The following is a 16,325-nucleotide window of genomic DNA, read 5'->3' as shown; positions in this document are numbered from 1 at the left end:
CAGGTAGTTTTTTATAGAGGGAGTTCGCGAACCTCTCCCATGCACCAAGGCATGGAATTCTTCTGGTTGTCTGGTTGCGGTAAACAGACTTCTCCATTATACGCTGTTTTGATAGAAAGCATAAGGTTGTTTTATAAATTACAAATTTTTACTCAGTTGATCCTAATAGATTTAATATAACAAGATAGGAACACCACATTCCTACCTTGTCTAATCCGAAAGACTTGTTATTTTCCATCTATGACCCCTACAAGCCTTCTTATTGGTCTATTTCCCCTTGTTTCTTAACCAATACAAGAATCGCTTCTACAGCTTCTTCAATTGAACAATGGGCGGTTTCTAAAATGAAATCAGGATTAACCGGCGGCTCATAGGGCGCACTAATTCCTGTAAACTGGCTTATTTCTCCCGTTCTCGCTTTTTTGTACAAGCCCTTCGGATCTCTTTGCTCACAGACCTCTAACGGACACTTTATATAGATTTCATAAAAAACCTGATCAGCAAACAGCATTCGAGCCATTTGCCGGTCTTCTTCATAGGGGGAAATAAACGAAACGATAGTCATAAGCCCCGCATCCACAAACAGCTTGGCTACCTCTGCTACCCTGCGAATATTTTCTTGCCGATCTTCTTTGCTAAATCCTAAATTTTTATTCAAACCATGCCGGATATTATCGCCATCTAGCACATAGGAGCGAATTTTTTGAGCCAACAGTGCCCGCTCAACAGCAAATGCAATCGTTGACTTCCCTGATCCGGATAATCCAGTTAGCCATAGCACACAGCTTTTATGACCGTTTAGTCCAAAGCGTTCCTGTTGTGTTACTGTTGACGTTTGCCACACAATCTGTTGCGTATGATCAGTCGGTTGATTACCCACTTCCTCACTCTCTCCCTCTTTTTTTATTACATTATGCACAGTTGCTTGTACCATTGTTAGGCTTGTTCCACTCGGTTTGACGGGCCGCTTACTTCTGTCTCAATAATGTGTCGGCTCCTACATATTTGAATATAGTAGTAAGGAAAATGAGCAAGATAGCTGGCGGTCCATTACAAGCAAAATTCCGGTGTAGAAAAGAGGGATTTGACATGTTATCTTTATCTGAAGCCCTTTTAATAAGCGCCCCTAACGGTGGTGGTTTGGCTTGTTATGAAAACAGAGTAATGCACGTATTTGATAACTTCTCATCAACGGGACTTGCCCTACACAACTCATCTGTCATACGTTCTTTTCACCTTGCTGATTCAGCTTTACTCATGTTCTATCACCCTGATGGTACTCAAAAAAAGTTGATTAATCATGATCTGGCCGATATCCATGATCTGCTGGTACGAGATGATGTGTTATATGCTGTATCTACTGGCACAAATGAAATTGTTTCGCTTTGTACGGATACTGGGAAAATTACGCAACGATGGTCATTTCCTGGTGAAGGAGATTCTTGGCATGTAAACTGTATTGATTTCTGGAATGGACGTTTGGTGGTATCTGCCTTTTGTGAGGGAATGAAACACGGAGATTATTATAACGATCCTCTTTACAATGGCTTTATCATGGATGTGGAAACGAAGGAAAAGCTCTGGTTGGAGCTGACTCATCCCCATACTCCGAAAGCAGAAGGGAATCGTCGGTATGTATGCGATTCAGGACTACAACGTCTTTTAATACAAGAGGATGATCAGACTCATTCATTACTCCATCCCGGATATCCACGCGGGCTCTGCTTTACAGATGATTACATTCTGCTGGGGGTTAGTCAGCCGCGTAATTTGACCACGGAAAAGAACGCCAGTATTAAGATCATTGATAAAAAATCTTTCATCCAGGTCGATGAGATCGAGCTACCATTCACAGAAGTCTATGACATAAAAATTCTGCCTGCCCAGCTCGTTCACAGCTATCGTTTTGATCAAATGATACTGTAAACAAAAAACATTCCACGTTCCTACTTCATGGACACGTGAAATGTTTTTTCTTTTTTTATCTATTCATAATCAAAGTGATCGGGATCGGGGCCGAAACGTTGATCTCGATTCAATCCGTCTAACAGCGCCATGTCTGCATCCGTAAGCTCAAAATCAAACAGACCCGCATTCTCAATAATCCGTTCTTTTTTCACAGATTTAGGTATAACCAGAACATTATGCTGTAAATCCCAGCGTAACACGATTTGAGCAGGAGTTTTCTGATAGCGCTCTGCCATTTCTTGCAGCAGAGGAACCTCCAGATTACCTCGCATCAGAGGACGCCAAGCCTCTACATAAATTCCGTTCTGCTCGCAGTACTGACGCAATTCCTTCTGTATTAAATAGGGATGCATCTCTATCTGGTTCAGCATCGGTTTCACTTCACATACTGACAACAAATCTTCCAAATGATGAATATGAAAATTACTTACACCAATCGAACGGACAAGCCCTTTTTTATAAAGAGTCTCCAACGCTCTCCACGTCTCTTTATATTTACCAGGAACCGGCCAGTGCACCAAATATAAATCAATATAATCCAAGCCTAATTTTTGAAGACTAGCCTCAAAGGCTTGTAAGGTTGACTCATAGCCTTGCTCCGTGTTCCACACCTTTGTCGTGACAAAAATCTCGTCACGTGGAATTTTACTATCTCGGATCGCTTTGCCGACTCCAGCTTCATTTTCATAAATTGCCGCTGTATCGATGCTCCGATAGCCAGCCTCCAGCGCCATATGAATGGCTTTCTCCACCTCAGCGCCGTCTTCTGCCTTATAGACTCCAAGCCCTAGCCACGGCTTTACTACTCCGTTTGCCAATGTTGCTCCATCTGTCATACGTAACGTCATATCTATCCCTCCGCTCACAAAAGTCTCAACGCTATGATAGCATACAACAATCTATTTCGTAATTTTTTAGGCAGGAACGTTGTGAATACAACGATGCAAAGAGCAATCGATGAAACCGGTAAATCCTATCGTATCTATCGATCTTCTGATAACACGTTAACTATTCACGAGCTAACTACAATGCCAAAAGAGCTGACTATCAAATATCACTTTGCTAAAAAGGAATATAGAAATGTCGATTGGGAAGTAAATCTCACGGATAAAAAGTAGAAATAGGTTAGAAAAAATAGAAAGAGCCAGACATTCTGGCTCTTTTCCTTATAAGTAACTAGCTCTTCTTTCGCTTTACGCCAATACTTGCTTAATTCGTTCAATCGCCCAATCCAGCTCTTCTTTCGTGATAACAAGCGGCGGTGCAAAACGAATCGTCGTATCATGCGTTTCCTTACACAGCAAGCCTAATGCTTTTAAGCTTTCACAATACGGACGTGCTTCTGTATCCAGCTCTAATCCGATAAACAACCCTTTACCGCGAATCTCTTTTATATGCGGGTTCTTGATCTCTTTTATTTTTTCCATAAAATAAGCACCAAGCTCTAGGGAGCGTTCCACTAATCCTTCTTCTTCCAATACTTCCAGCGCGGCCACTGCTACTGCACAGCCTAGTGGATTTCCACCAAAGGTAGACCCGTGGGAGCCTGGTTCGAATACGCCTAATACCTCGCTGTCAGCGGCTACAGCAGAGATTGGGAAAACTCCGCCGCCTAACGCTTTACCCATAATGTACATATCTGCTTTTATACCTTCCCAATCTGTGGCAAACATTTTTCCTGTACGTCCAAAGCCAGTTTGGATTTCATCTGCTAGTAGCAAAACATTATGCTCGTCACAGAGACGTCGCGCTTCACGTAAAAAGCCCTCCTCTGGGATGACAATCCCAGCTTCTCCTTGAATCGGCTCTACTAAAAAAGCGGCCGTATTAGGAGTAATCGCTTCTGCTAATGCCTTGCTGTCACCGTACGGAATAACCTTGAAGCCAGGGGTGAATGGTCCAAAGCCGCGTTTATATTCATCTGCGGAAGAGAAGGAGGTGATGGTTACTGTGCGTCCATGGAAGTTCCCTTCACACACAATAATTTCCGCTTGATTAGCCGGCACTTTTTTACTATCATACGCCCAACGACGTACTGCTTTAACTGCTGTTTCCACCGCTTCTGCTCCCGAGTTCATTGGTATGACCATATCTTTGCCTGTCAAGGTAGCCACTTTTTCATAAAAATGACCAAGCTGATCGTTGTAAAAGGCTCGCGAGGTTAAGGTTACTCTATCCGCTTGATCCTTCAGCGCTTGAATGATTTTTGGGTGGCGATGTCCTTGATTCAAGGCAGAATAGGCACTTAACATATCTAAATAGCGAGTGCCCTCAGGGTCTTCTACCCAGACGCCCTCTGCTTTGGAAATAACAATCGGCAATGGATGATAATTATGTGCTCCGAACCGTTCTGTCTGATCAATAATTTGTTTTGTCGTTGTCATCAATAAACCTCCCTATATCTGTCTGATTATAGTTTTATGCATTTTCTATGCCAGCAAAAAATTGTAAAAAACCAAGCGTTTCTTGCACGAAATGAGCTTACTACGCAAAAAAAATTTGCACAAACAATTGCAAAAGGTCTTCACTAGCAAAAATATTTTGCACCTCCCTCTATCTATGTTAGAATGACTACACCAAATTGATAAAATGACGAATTGAGGTGAGCTGCTATGTCCACTTCTCGATTGATGGACGGAACAACCTTTCTTGCAATGGTTGCTCATATTTTGGACGAAATGAATGAAGGTGTGCACGTGATCGACGCGGATGGCACCTCTATTTTATATAATCGTAAAATGGCAGAACTAGAAGGCATGCAAAAAGAGGATGTTCTTGGCAAAAAACTGCTAGACGTTTTTCAATTTTCTCCTGGTCAGGAAAGCACCTTACTTCAAGCTCTACATAAGGGAGAGAGCCTGCGCCAGATCAGACAAACCTATTTAAACGGAAAGGGACAAGAGATTACTACCATTAGCAACACTCTCCCCTTGCAGCAACATGGGAAAAATATTGGAGCAGTAGAAATCGCTAATGATGTAACCAAAATGGAGCGGATGATACGTGAAAATTATTTTGTAAAAAAAGAGATGGGTAACACTCGTTATACCTTTGCCAGCATTATTGGAAATAGTCCTGCCATTCGTGAAATGATTGAACATGCAAATCGAGTAGCACGCACCTCCTCCTCCGTTCTGATTGTCGGAGAAACTGGAACTGGCAAAGAGTTGTTTGTGCAAAGCATTCATAATGCAAGCATGCGAGCCAAGTCCCCTTTTATTTCGCAAAATTGTGCAGCTCTCCCTGACAGCTTAATCGAGGGACTATTATTCGGCACAACAAAGGGTGCCTTTACGGGAGCCATACAAAGACCTGGTTTATTTGAGCAAGCAGAAGGTGGAACCCTGTTTTTAGATGAACTAAATTCGCTTAACCTATCCCTTCAAGCCAAATTGTTGCGCGCCTTGCAGGAGAAAACCATCCGACGCATCGGTGATACCAAGGATCGTACCATTAACGTACGCATTATCGCCGCCATTAATGAGGACCCAATCGAAGCAATCTCAGCAAACAAATTGCGCAAGGATTTATATTATCGTCTAGGTGTGGTCACCCTGCTCATTCCGCCGCTACGTGAACGTCGTGAGGATATTCCTCCTTTAGTTACCCATTTCATCGAAAAATATAACCGCCTGTTTCAAATGGATGTAGTAGGTATAACCGAAGATGTACAACGTTTTTTTGGAGATTATGATTGGCCTGGAAATGTTCGTGAATTAGAACACTTCATTGAAGGTGCGATGAATTTAATGCTAACCGATGAAACCAGCATTGCACTTGACCATCTACCTCTCCACCATATTCGGCGTAAACTACCTGGATCAACATCCATTCCTTCTTCGCCAGCCTTCGAGGGTCAGGAACAAAAGGGGATAGATCATAAAGAAGCCCCTTTGTCATCTATTCCGTCTAGTAGAGCCTATTCGACAGGAACCACCAATACTCAACCAATTTTGCACGAGTCTTATATGAAAGATACCCTACACCTCTTACAGCAGGATTCTTTATCACTAAAAGAAGTGCTACAATCCTTTGAAGCGATCTATCTTCAAAAAAAATTAGATCAGTTTGCAGGAAATATATCCCATACCGCAGAACATATAGGGATGAGTCGACAAAGTTTGCAATATCGCTTACGCCGTTTACAACAAGAAAATCAATAAGTATCAACATGCAAAAAAAATTGGCAGCAAAGTTTTTCAAACAAAAACCGACAATTTTTTTTGCACCCCTTTTTATTTATCTTTATAATTCGGAAAATTTCAATTGGTACGAATGTTGCATAATATTTTCTCTGTAAACGCATACATCTCACTGTGAGATCATAGAAAGGAGAGAAGGACATGTCCACACAACGTTCCTCTCATGAATTGCAACGCACGCTGAAAAGTAGACACTTATTTATGATCTCACTCGGCGGAATTATTGGCACAGGACTCTTTCTAGGCTCCGGCTATACCATTAGCCAAGCAGGTCCGATCGGAGCCATCATTTCCTACCTTGTAGGTGGGTTTATCATGTATCTCACCATGCTCTGCCTCGGTGAATTATCGGTTGCTATGCCTGTATCTGGCTCGTTCCAGACGTATACAACTAAATTTATTAGTCCAGCAATGGGTTTTACTATTGGATGGATATACTGGTTGGGCTGGGCTGTAACAGTAGCTCTGGAGCTTTTATCTTCTGGTCTACTCATGCAACGTTGGTTTCCAGATTCACCCGTCTGGATGTGGTGCGCTATTTTTGGCGTCATCCTCTTTTTACTTAATGCCCTGTCAGCTAAAGCTTTTGGTGAGACTGAATTCTGGTTCTCCAGTTTCAAGGTAGCGGCTATTTTAGCCTTTATCGTGCTCGGCGGTGGTGCAATGTTTGGTATCATTCCCTTCCGAGGTGGCGAAGCTGCTCCCCTGCTAAGCAATTTTGCCGAAACCTCCTGGCTGCCTAATGGAATTACTGGTCTGTTGCTTACGATGATTACGGTGAATTTCTCCTTTCAGGGAACCGAGCTCATTGGCATTGCTGCTGGTGAAAGTGACAATCCAGAGCAAAACATTCCAAAATCAATTCGAGCTACCGTTTGGCGAACACTCATCTTTTTTGTGCTGGCGATTACGATTTTAGCCGGCCAGATTCCCCATCAACAAGCAGGAGTGATTGAAAGCCCATTCGTCATGGTGTTCGACAAAATTGGTATCCCATATGCCGCCGATATTATGAATTTTGTTATCCTAACAGCATTACTATCTGTAGCTAATTCCGGTTTATATGCGGCCACTCGAATGCTGTGGTCTTTATCTAAAACAGAAATGGCCAGTCCAACACTCGGCAAAGTAAACAAAAAAGGCGTCCCCATGAACGCCCTATTACTCACATTTTCCATTTCCCTGCTATCCTTGCTTTCCAGCGTGTATGCTGAAAATACCGTATATCTCTGGTTGATCTCCCTTGCAGGATTAGGAGCACAGGTAGGCTGGATTTCAATTTCTGCCTCTCAATTAGCATTCCGTAAGCATTATCTAAAAAATGGTGGGAAGCTAAAAGATCTCAAATTCCGGACTCCGTTTTATCCAATCCTGCCCTTAATTAGTTTGACACTCAACCTAGTTGTACTTATCAGCCTAGCCTTTGATAAAGATCAGCGGGTTGCCTTATATTGCGGCGGAGTGTTCGCTCTATTCTGTTTACTCTATTACTTCCTGCGGATTAAAAGAAAGCCCATGAGTAATGGATCTCCAGAGGATAATAAAACGTACCACATCATCTAGCTCCCTAATAGAAGCGGCCCTCTGATGTTATGTCGGGGGCTCATTTTTCTTTCTAATAAGAAAATTCTGCACCCATTTCTACTAAATGAGTAGGTTAAACAAAGTAGGATGATGATTGATTTCCATGAAAGGGAAGTTCTTTTGCTTCATTCGTTCCATTAATGCCTCATAATCATCCTTTTGCTTTAATTCAATGCCAACTAATGCAGGTCCGTTATCCTTATTATTTTTCTTAGTATATTCGAATCTAGTAATATCATCTGTAGGCCCTAGCACCTCATCAAGAAACTCCCGCAAGGCCCCCGCACGCTGAGGAAAGTTAATGATGAAGTAATGCTTGAGTCCCTCATAGATTAAAGACCGTTCCTTAATATCTTGCATGCGATCAATATCGTTATTTCCTCCACTAACGATACAGACCACATTTTTCCCTTTAATTTTATGCTTGTACTCATCCAGTGCCGCGATGGTAAGTGCCCCGGCAGGCTCAGCTACAATTGCATTTTGATTATATAAATCAAGAATTGTACTGCATACCTTTCCCTCTGGTACCGTGACAATATCGTCAAGCACCTCTTTACATAGCTCGTATGAGAGCTGCCCTACCTGCTTAACCGCAGCCCCATCCACAAATGTATCAATCTCTTGCAAAGCGATCACTTGATTCTCTCTAAAGGACTGCTTCATAGAAGCCGCTCCTTGGGGCTCTACTCCAATGACATCGGTTAGAGGGCTAATCCCCTTGACACAAGTTCCAACACCTGCCGCCAGGCCTCCTCCTCCGATACCTACAAACAGGTAATCCAACGCTTCTGTCATATCATTTAGGATTTCCATGCCTACCGTGCCTTGACCCGCAATAATTTTTTCATGATCAAATGGATGAATGAACGTCATGTCATGTTCCTTACCATATTTGATCGCCTCAGAAAAAGAATCATCGAAGGTATCACCCACTAATACAATCTCAACCTGATCACCGCCGAATAACTTCACCTGAGACACCTTTTGACGAGGTGTTGTGCTGGGCATAAAGATCGTACCGCGAGCTCCTAAAGCTTTACAGGAATAAGCAACCCCTTGTGCATGATTACCTGCGGAAGCACAAACGACACCACGTTTCATTTGCTCATCCGATAATGTACGCATGAGATAATACGCACCGCGCAATTTAAAGGAACGAACAACCTGTAAGTCCTCCCGCTTTAAGAATACATTGCATTGGTATTTATCTGACAAAACGGCATTGTACTGTAGCGGTGTTTTGACAATAACTTCTCGCAATAGATGACTCGCCACCAGAATATCTTCTATGGTTAGCTTGCTGGTTGTTACATTCATCAGTTTCTCCGCCTCTCTATTTTTTTCGATAACAAAAAAACTCGCCCAGCATGAAAGAATTTTACTTCCATTGCTTAGGCGAGAGTCGCGATACCACTGAGCATTCTCCGTTTCTTCACAAAAACGGACTCCACAAGTCTAATTCCCCCTTCCTTCATGACTCGCATGTAAAGCGATCCATACACCACATACGTTCAAGAAGGTTCAAATAGACTTAGTCCGATAACGTGGACAATTCGTTGTCATGTACTAATGATCGCAGAGATTGAGAGTTTCGGTAAGCTCTGACTCTCCCCTGCTTCTGCTCTGCACTGATCTGTTCCACAACAAAGCTCTGAGGTGATTTTCAAGGAAAGATAGCGACCATCTTCGCAGCACATTGAGACGGCTCTCTGACACTAGAGCTTTCTTTTACTCTTCCTCTTCACGGCTTCATGCATATTTTTTCATAACATTCCAATACTTATTGTTCAGAATTATAGTGAGATGTTACTGGCTTGTCAACCTTACAAAAAAAGTGCCGCCACGAACAAAGGAATTGTTTCGTGCGACACTTGAAAAAGAAGCAAAGCGAAAAGACTGTAAGTAAACAATCCGATGGTCTTACGCTTCTACATGTTTTTGCGTTTGTTCATTGTAAATATTGGTGTCTAACTCTTTCGTTACACGGCTAGTGATCACACCGGCTACCATACTGCCGCTCACGTTTAGAGCTGTACGTCCCATATCAATTAATGGCTCTACAGAAATTAACAAACCAGCTAATGCAATTGGCATGTTCATTGTAGAGAGGACCAGAAGAGCAGCAAAAGTGGCTCCACCACCTACGCCTGCAACTCCGAAGGAACTAATCGCAACGACAGCAATAAGAGATACGATGAAAGAAGGCGTCAATGGATCAATCCCAATTGTAGGGGCAATCATCACAGCTAACATGGCTGGATAAATACCTGCGCAACCGTTTTGACCAATGGATAAACCAAAAGATCCAGCAAAGTTAGCTATTCCTTCCGGTACTCCCAATTTATCACGCTGCGTTTCTACGTTTAAAGGCAATGCTCCTGCACTTGAACGTGAAGTAAATGCAAAAGTTAAAACAGGAAACGTCTTTTTCAAATAAGAAATAGGGTTAAGTCCAGTAACAGCAAGTAAAATCAGATGGATAGCAAACATAATGAGAATCGCGACATAGGAGGCAAGCACAAACTTTCCTAATTTAAGAATTGCTAAGTAATCGCTAGTAGCCGTTACCTTGGTCATGAGAGCTAGTACCCCATAAGGAGTTAAGCGTAAAATAATGCTCACTACCCGCATAATTATCGTATAAAATGTATCGACAATTTTGGCAAAGAATGTAGCGTGTTCCGGTTGTTTCCCCTTTACACCTAAGAACGCCATGCCAAGCAAGGCAGCAAAAATAACAACTGCAATCGTAGAAGTAGAACGTTGGCCTGTTAGATCAAGAAACGGGTTGGCCGGTAATAATTCCACGATTTTCTGAGGAAGAGATAAATCTTGAATTTGACCAAACGTCTTTTCTAGTTGAGCAGCTCGATTTGTTTCCTGGTCGCCTTGCTGAATTTGAACAGCTTCTAAATGAAAGGCGAGTGTTGTTCCAATCCCAATAGCGGCAGATACCGCAGTGGTTGCAATTAGGATACCAATAATTAAGGAACTAATTTTTCCGATATTATTCGTTAGCTTAACCTTTGTAAAAGCAGCTAAAATGGATATAAATACCAGAGGCATTACAATCATCTGTAAAAGCTTAATGTAGCCTTTACCTACAATGTTAAACCATTCTATCGAATCCTTTATAATGTCTGTTTTTGCCCCATAGGTAAGCTGTAAGCCCACTCCGAAGACAATCCCAACAGCCAGTGCGGTAAACACACGCTTCGAAAAGGAGATATGTTTCTTTTGCATGGTATATAGTCCAAAAATAATGAGTAACATGATAGCAATATTAAGTAAAATCCAAACTGTTGACAATGGATTCCCTCCGTTCTGTGTGATAAATTCTCATGAAGGTAACTAAAGCATATTCAAGTTATAATACATTAATTCCTATATGTAAAGTAGGATTTAAACTTTACCATATTTTTTTAAAAAATGCCACATAAATAAGCATGGTTTCTATCTTTACATTAAGATAGAAACCATGCCCCTATGATCTAGGCGCCCACAAAATAACACCCACACCAACTATACAAATCGCTGCTCCTAGCCAGTCATACATATCTGGAGTCTTTTTATCTACTAACCACCCCCACATAATCGCTAGGATAATAAATACTCCTCCATAAGCTGCATATACTCGTCCAAATGTAGGAAATCTCTGCAAAGTTGGAATAATCCCATAAGCGATAAGAATGATGCTCCCTACAAGACCATACCAGGCTGGTTTTGCCTCTCGTAACCATAGCCAAACCAGATAGCCGCCACCAATCTCAGCTAGACCGGCTGTGATAAATAAGAAAATTGATGCTAACAATGACTTTCTCCTTCTGGGCATATCCGTTATTTGGTTATGCTGTATAATTGTATCGTTTTATTCCATTTACTTATTTCTTTTTTCCATGTCATACCGACATTCTCCGCAACACGTCTGGACGCTACGTTCCTTTTATCAATAAGTGAAATCAAACGGTCATGGCCAAGCTTATGGAAACCATATTCTCTACAAGCAACTGCACATTCTGTAGCTAATCCTTGTCCCCAATATTTACGGACAATCAAATAACCAATTTCAATTTCTTGTTGAAGATTAATTTCTTGAGGTACCAAGCCGCATTGCCCTATAAATTCCCCATCCTGTTTATTCTCAGCAATCCAAAATCCTATTCCGTATTTTTCATAATTCCCCTGATTCCACTTGATCCATGCAACCGTCTCTTCTTCATTTTTCGTAGATGGATAGAACTGCATAGCAATAGGGTCAGTAAATATCCTGCGTAATTTTTCCACATCTGACAACTTCATTTTTCGCAAGATCATTCTGTTTGTTTCTAATTGAAACATAGCCTGTCACCTCTTTTCAATAGTTTCCATTCCTTATGTAATACATAGCAAAATCAAGCAAAGACACCTCTTCAATACTTATATATCTATTTATTATAATTGGCACTATATTATAATTATTCAGGATATTCAACTCTCCCATACAATTATATGTGTAAATAATCATATATTTATTTATGCAGATATAATATAGATAAATTCTAATAAAAATGACATGATAAAAATAACAATTAGTTTATTTATAAACATTAGAGGACTTCTTTAAAAATTTGGGATGATATCTATTCATAAAAATATAGCTATGTGCATACCCTTTCTTGGTTGGCTTTACACGTTGAGAAGCTGTTGATAGTAAGATAATAGGAGTAAAAACAAAAGAGGTATATGGTATTGTGGTATATACTTATTATTTCCTAATTTTGGACAAAATGGCAACATGAAATTTATAGGAAATTCGTAACTGTTCATTAAGTATTATTCACATGAAGGTATGTCTAAAGAAAAAGCTGCTCTCCTATTTCAGAAGAGCAGCTTTTTTAACATATTGATCTGATTTAGCTTAAACGAATAATCGTGATACTTGTTGGTATAGTGGCGGCTAAAGTGGCTATCGCTGCTACACCAAATAGTTGTACCTGAATGGTTCCTCCAGCTGGTACAGGAACAATTACCTGTGCTTCGAATGAGGTTACACCAACTATTGGTGAAACGACACTACCCGGTACTGGAACACCATTTACTAAAATACGCGAGCTTACAAGAAGGGAAACAGAAAGGTTAATAGTGTAAGAAATGAAATAGTTACCAGCGGCTGCTACAGTAAAGGTATCACTAGTTGCATTGACTGTAATTCCTGGTCCAATATCCTGAGCGTCAGGGAATGGAACAAGTGTACCACCTATCAATACAGCGATAAGTCCACCAGTTAAATTCGCTGCAAAGGCAAAAGTACTCGTAGCAAGAGCTCCGGTTGGACCTGTTGGGCCGGTTGGACCTGTTGGGCCGGTTGCTCCGGTTGCCCCGGTCGCTCCGGTCGCTCCGGTTGCCCCGGTCGCTCCGGTCGCTCCGGTTGCCCCGGTCGCTCCGGTCGCTCCGGTTGCTCCGGTTGCTCCGGTCGCTCCGGTCGCTCCGGTTGCCCCGGTCGCTCCGGTTGCTCCTGTCGCTCCGGTTGCTCCGGTCGCTCCGGTTGCTCCGGTTGCTCCGGTCGCTCCGGTTGCTCCGGTTGCCCCGGTCGCTCCGGTTGCTCCGGTCGCTCCGATTGCTCCGGTCGCTCCGGTTGCTCCTGTTTCTCCGGTCGCTCCGGTTGCTCCGGTTGCTCCGGTCGCTCCGGTTGCTCCGGTCGCTCCGGTCGCTCCGGTTGCTCCTGTTTCTCCGGTCGCTCCGGTCGCTCCGGTTGCTCCGGTTGCTCCGGTTGCTCCGGTTGCTCCGGTCGCTCCGGTTGCTCCGGTTGCTCCGGTTGCTCCCGTTGCTCCTGTTTCTCCGGTCGCTCCTGTTGCTCCGGTTGCTCCGGTCGCTCCTGTTGCTCCGGTTGCTCCGGTCGCTCCGGTTGCTCCGGTTGCTCCGGTCGCTCCGGTTGCTCCGGTTGCTCCGGTCGCTCCTGTTGCTCCGGTTGCTCCGGTCGCTCCTGTTGCTCCGGTTGCTCCGGTCGCTCCTGTTGCTCCGGTCGCTCCGGTCGCTCCTGTTGCTCCGGTCGCCCCGGTCGCTCCTGTTGGACCGGTTGGACCAGTTGGACCTGTTGGGCCGGTCGGGCCGGTCGCTCCAGTTGCTCCAGTTGCTCCGGTTGGACCAGTTGGACCGGTCGGGCATTCAATAAAGGTAATAAACGTAGATCTGCAAGTGGTAGAAGAACTGTGGCTACAATGTCTATGCGCAAACAGTGGATCTTTTCTTAAATAAAGATTTAACTCCGATTGAATAATGCTGTTGTAAATCTTGTCAATTTCAAAACGATTATCCAACGCAATAACACCTTCCTTTCTCCTTTACAGTATTCAAATTATTAATAAGGGTATGGTGTAAATAAACTATTTTTTGGAAAAATGTGCCTCTTTTGTTGCACATGTACCGGTATGTTCATCACCCTTTAGCCAAAAAAAGAAGCATCCAAATTCATCATTTAGACGCTTCTTCCCTTATGTATTTAACTCTGTAGCAAATCGTAATGAGGTAATTTAATTTCTATCCTGTAATTTTTAAAGTACAATCTCTTTACTAATCAGACATAAAAAAATCCATCCCTTCAATGTGAGGGATGGATTTAGCGATTATATATGCCATGTGATAAAAGGATGTACCGTTACATCGCTACAGCCTTTTTCATTTCTAAATAAGTAGGCTCTCCAATTAATCCTAATCGCCATAGAGAAACACCTTTTAAACCGTATCGTTTAGCTAGACCAATTTTACTGTTAATGGTGCCAGCATTTTCACTGCCCATAGAGATACCTAGGATCAGCTTCTCTTTTGGCACCTGCTTTAACGCAAGCTGGATAGCCTCATTTACTTTGTCCAAATTCTCCGGCTGTCCCTTTTGTCCATAGTCATACGCCATGATAATCAAATCGTCTGCCATAGCACTTAATTGTGCATAATCGTAGCCTTTATAGGAACCGTTTGGCGGATGCAAGATTAGTGACAGCTTTTTACCTTCCTGATGTAACACAGGAGCTAACTGTCCAATAAATTCCGTGTATAGACGTTTCTCAAGCTCGATATCTCCGCTCAAGCCCAATCCTTCAAAATCTAAGGCAACTCCTTCAAACGGCTGATTGCGCACAGTTTGTAAAATTCCATCAATCGTTTGTTGACGTAGCTGCGCGGTTTGAAGCATTTTCATTAGCTCACCTTTGCGATCTGAAGCAAAAACCATGAAGTATGGCTGTGTTCCGCCTGCCTTTGCTTCACTTACAATCCCCTCTGGCGTTACATCTCCTGCTGATTTAGGCCAATAAAAATCTTTTCCTTGAAGTGTAAACTCACCATTTTCGTTGATTCTTGCCCAACCAAAGGCAACCGCATCAAAGGAAGAGATAAGTTGTCGCTCACTAAATGAAGAAATGGCATAGAAAGCCATCGTATATATATCTTTTGGTGGAGATTGCAATAATACAGTTTGGTTAGCACCGTCCCAGTTAACCGTAGCCCCAAATTGCTCACTGAAAACCCGCAACGGGATTAATGCGCTCCCCTTGTAAAGCGTAGGGCTTACAGCCAATTTGATTGGTTGATTATTCACATAAGCAGTAGCATTGTTGATTTGTAGGCGAAGCTGTGTTCCAGCAGTTCCATTTGGATTGGTAGCAACGATCGTCCGCGTTGCATTATCCCATTGCACCTGAATTCCCATCGCTTCTGCAATCGCTCGGAATGGCACTAAAGTCGTTCCTTTTACTACTTGAGGCTGTACCGGAAAGCTTAGTGGATAACCATCTAGTAAAATTTTTGCATTTCCACTTGCTAGGGATTGGGAAGGCTGTAAACCGAATAGCAACAGCAGTAACCCAGATAGCAAGAAAGTCTTTAACCATATTTTCATCTCTATTTTCTCCCTGTCCTTATCCTTTTTTCTTTTGTCTCTCTTGCGTCATCATTCGTACATACAAAACTGAATAGAAAGAGGTTTTCCTGATACGAATGCTGACATCAACCTGCTCATGATCAGTTGTCATGAACTATGCTCCAGTCAAACCTATCTGTATGAAGGCTTTTTGGGAATCTCAGAACCGTTTCAGCTTATTTAACAAGAACCCTGTAGTTTTAGAAGAGCGGAGTCTTGTAGACAATTCATCATCAATCTTTATGGATAGACGGAAGAGCTTTCGTCTGGTATAGAGCGCATTAGAGGGAATACCTTCATTAAAAGATATCTAGCTCCTTGGGTTTCGTTGTCTCTATACGCAGCTTGATATGATACCGATACATTCAATGAGCCATGCTTTGTGTTTCATCTATCGCGAAATGATTCATGTTTTTGTCCAAACGTAGCCGATTTTGTGCATCCAATCGTTTCGCACTGCTAATACATCATTAGCTATGCTTACGATTACATGAAATTCACCAATGCCTTGCAGTCACAAAGTAGGTTGATCTGGATCGTCAATAAAGACACAATATATGGAGGATTACCTGTAATCACTGCTTAAAGAAACAGGCTAGCTTTTCCCTTCAAAATCAATTGAAGCTTTAGAAAATCCTTTTTCTCCAGCTCCGTAATCATAGGTCGGCTTCTCC

At 42.5% G+C, this 16,325-nt stretch carries 13 protein-coding genes; 4 read left to right on the top strand and 9 right to left on the bottom strand.

The window, feature by feature from the left end; genetic code table 11:
• Positions 1-259 precede the first annotated feature (259 nt).
• The gene (cysC, locus tag BRLA_RS03100; protein WP_003335537.1) at positions 260-934 is read right to left on the bottom strand and encodes an adenylyl-sulfate kinase; all 675 of its coding nucleotides are present in this window, start codon (positions 932-934) and stop codon (positions 260-262) included.
• A 155-nt stretch (positions 935-1,089) separates the two neighbouring features.
• On the opposite strand from cysC, the gene BRLA_RS03095 reads away from it, so the two are divergent.
• Positions 1,090-1,926: a DUF4915 domain-containing protein gene (locus tag BRLA_RS03095; RefSeq protein WP_003335538.1), complete on the top strand. Its 837-nt coding sequence runs from the start codon at positions 1,090-1,092 to the stop codon at positions 1,924-1,926.
• Between the two features lie 59 nt (positions 1,927-1,985).
• On the opposite strand, the gene BRLA_RS03090 is transcribed toward BRLA_RS03095, so the two are convergent.
• On the bottom strand, positions 1,986-2,816 hold the full coding sequence (locus BRLA_RS03090; protein WP_003335539.1) for an aldo/keto reductase: 831 nt from the start codon (positions 2,814-2,816) through the stop codon (positions 1,986-1,988).
• A gap of 81 nt (positions 2,817-2,897) precedes the next feature.
• On the opposite strand from BRLA_RS03090, the gene BRLA_RS03085 reads away from it, so the two are divergent.
• Positions 2,898-3,086 (top strand): hypothetical protein, encoded by a 189-nt coding sequence (locus tag BRLA_RS03085; RefSeq protein ID WP_003335540.1) that lies wholly within the window; start codon positions 2,898-2,900, stop codon positions 3,084-3,086.
• Between the two features lie 75 nt (positions 3,087-3,161).
• Here BRLA_RS03085 and BRLA_RS03080 read toward each other — a convergent pair whose 3' ends face one another.
• Positions 3,162-4,352, bottom strand: a complete 1,191-nt coding sequence (locus tag BRLA_RS03080) for an ornithine--oxo-acid transaminase (RefSeq protein ID WP_003335541.1) — start codon at positions 4,350-4,352, stop codon at positions 3,162-3,164.
• 228 nt (positions 4,353-4,580) lie between these two features.
• Here BRLA_RS03080 and BRLA_RS03075 point away from each other — a divergent pair, with 228 nt between their 5' ends.
• A complete protein-coding gene (locus BRLA_RS03075) occupies positions 4,581-6,131 on the top strand; it encodes a sigma-54 interaction domain-containing protein (RefSeq protein ID WP_003335543.1) in 1,551 nt (516 codons plus the stop codon).
• 180 nt (positions 6,132-6,311) lie between these two features.
• Positions 6,312-7,733, top strand: coding sequence for an amino acid permease (locus BRLA_RS03070; protein ID WP_003335544.1), 1,422 nt, complete (start codon positions 6,312-6,314; stop codon positions 7,731-7,733).
• 81 nt (positions 7,734-7,814) lie between these two features.
• On the opposite strand, the gene ilvA is transcribed toward BRLA_RS03070, so the two are convergent.
• The 6 genes from ilvA to BRLA_RS03040 form a co-directional block, all read right to left on the bottom strand.
• Entirely contained in the window at positions 7,815-9,074 is a 1,260-nt protein-coding gene (gene ilvA, locus BRLA_RS03065) for a threonine ammonia-lyase IlvA (protein WP_003335545.1), read from the bottom strand.
• 603 nt (positions 9,075-9,677) lie between these two features.
• Positions 9,678-11,066: an L-cystine transporter gene (locus tag BRLA_RS03060; protein WP_003335547.1), complete on the bottom strand. Its 1,389-nt coding sequence runs from the start codon at positions 11,064-11,066 to the stop codon at positions 9,678-9,680.
• 175 nt (positions 11,067-11,241) lie between these two features.
• Positions 11,242-11,568: a YnfA family protein gene (locus BRLA_RS03055; RefSeq protein ID WP_003335548.1), complete on the bottom strand. Its 327-nt coding sequence runs from the start codon at positions 11,566-11,568 to the stop codon at positions 11,242-11,244.
• 26 nt (positions 11,569-11,594) lie between these two features.
• Entirely contained in the window at positions 11,595-12,095 is a 501-nt protein-coding gene (locus BRLA_RS03050) for a GNAT family N-acetyltransferase (protein ID WP_003335549.1), read from the bottom strand.
• 554 nt (positions 12,096-12,649) lie between these two features.
• A complete protein-coding gene (locus BRLA_RS03045; RefSeq protein ID WP_003335550.1) occupies positions 12,650-14,053 on the bottom strand; it encodes a BclA C-terminal domain-containing protein in 1,404 nt (467 codons plus the stop codon).
• Positions 14,054-14,391: 338 nt separating this feature from the next.
• Entirely contained in the window at positions 14,392-15,630 is a 1,239-nt protein-coding gene (locus BRLA_RS03040; RefSeq protein WP_003335551.1) for a stalk domain-containing protein, read from the bottom strand.
• Positions 15,631-16,325 lie beyond the last annotated feature (695 nt).

Source organism: Brevibacillus laterosporus LMG 15441, assembly GCF_000219535.2.
GTDB lineage: Bacteria > Bacillota > Bacilli > Brevibacillales > Brevibacillaceae > Brevibacillus_B > Brevibacillus_B halotolerans.
The sequence above is the reverse complement of the archived record's forward strand: the minus strand, read 5'-3'. Positions and strand labels throughout refer to the sequence as shown.

Coding starts and splice junctions, on each gene's coding strand:
- cysC (WP_003335537.1), bottom strand. CDS start 934: ATGGTACAAGCAACTGTGCATAATGTAATAAAAAAAGAGGGAGAGAGT.
- BRLA_RS03095 (WP_003335538.1), top strand. CDS start 1,090: ATGTTATCTTTATCTGAAGCCCTTTTAATAAGCGCCCCTAACGGTGGT.
- BRLA_RS03090 (WP_003335539.1), bottom strand. CDS start 2,816: ATGACGTTACGTATGACAGATGGAGCAACATTGGCAAACGGAGTAGTA.
- BRLA_RS03080 (WP_003335541.1), bottom strand. CDS start 4,352: ATGACAACGACAAAACAAATTATTGATCAGACAGAACGGTTCGGAGCA.
- BRLA_RS03075 (WP_003335543.1), top strand. CDS start 4,581: ATGTCCACTTCTCGATTGATGGACGGAACAACCTTTCTTGCAATGGTT.
- BRLA_RS03070 (WP_003335544.1), top strand. CDS start 6,312: ATGTCCACACAACGTTCCTCTCATGAATTGCAACGCACGCTGAAAAGT.
- ilvA (WP_003335545.1), bottom strand. CDS start 9,074: ATGAATGTAACAACCAGCAAGCTAACCATAGAAGATATTCTGGTGGCG.
- BRLA_RS03050 (WP_003335549.1), bottom strand. CDS start 12,095: ATGTTTCAATTAGAAACAAACAGAATGATCTTGCGAAAAATGAAGTTG.
- BRLA_RS03040 (WP_003335551.1), bottom strand. CDS start 15,630: ATGAAAATATGGTTAAAGACTTTCTTGCTATCTGGGTTACTGCTGTTG.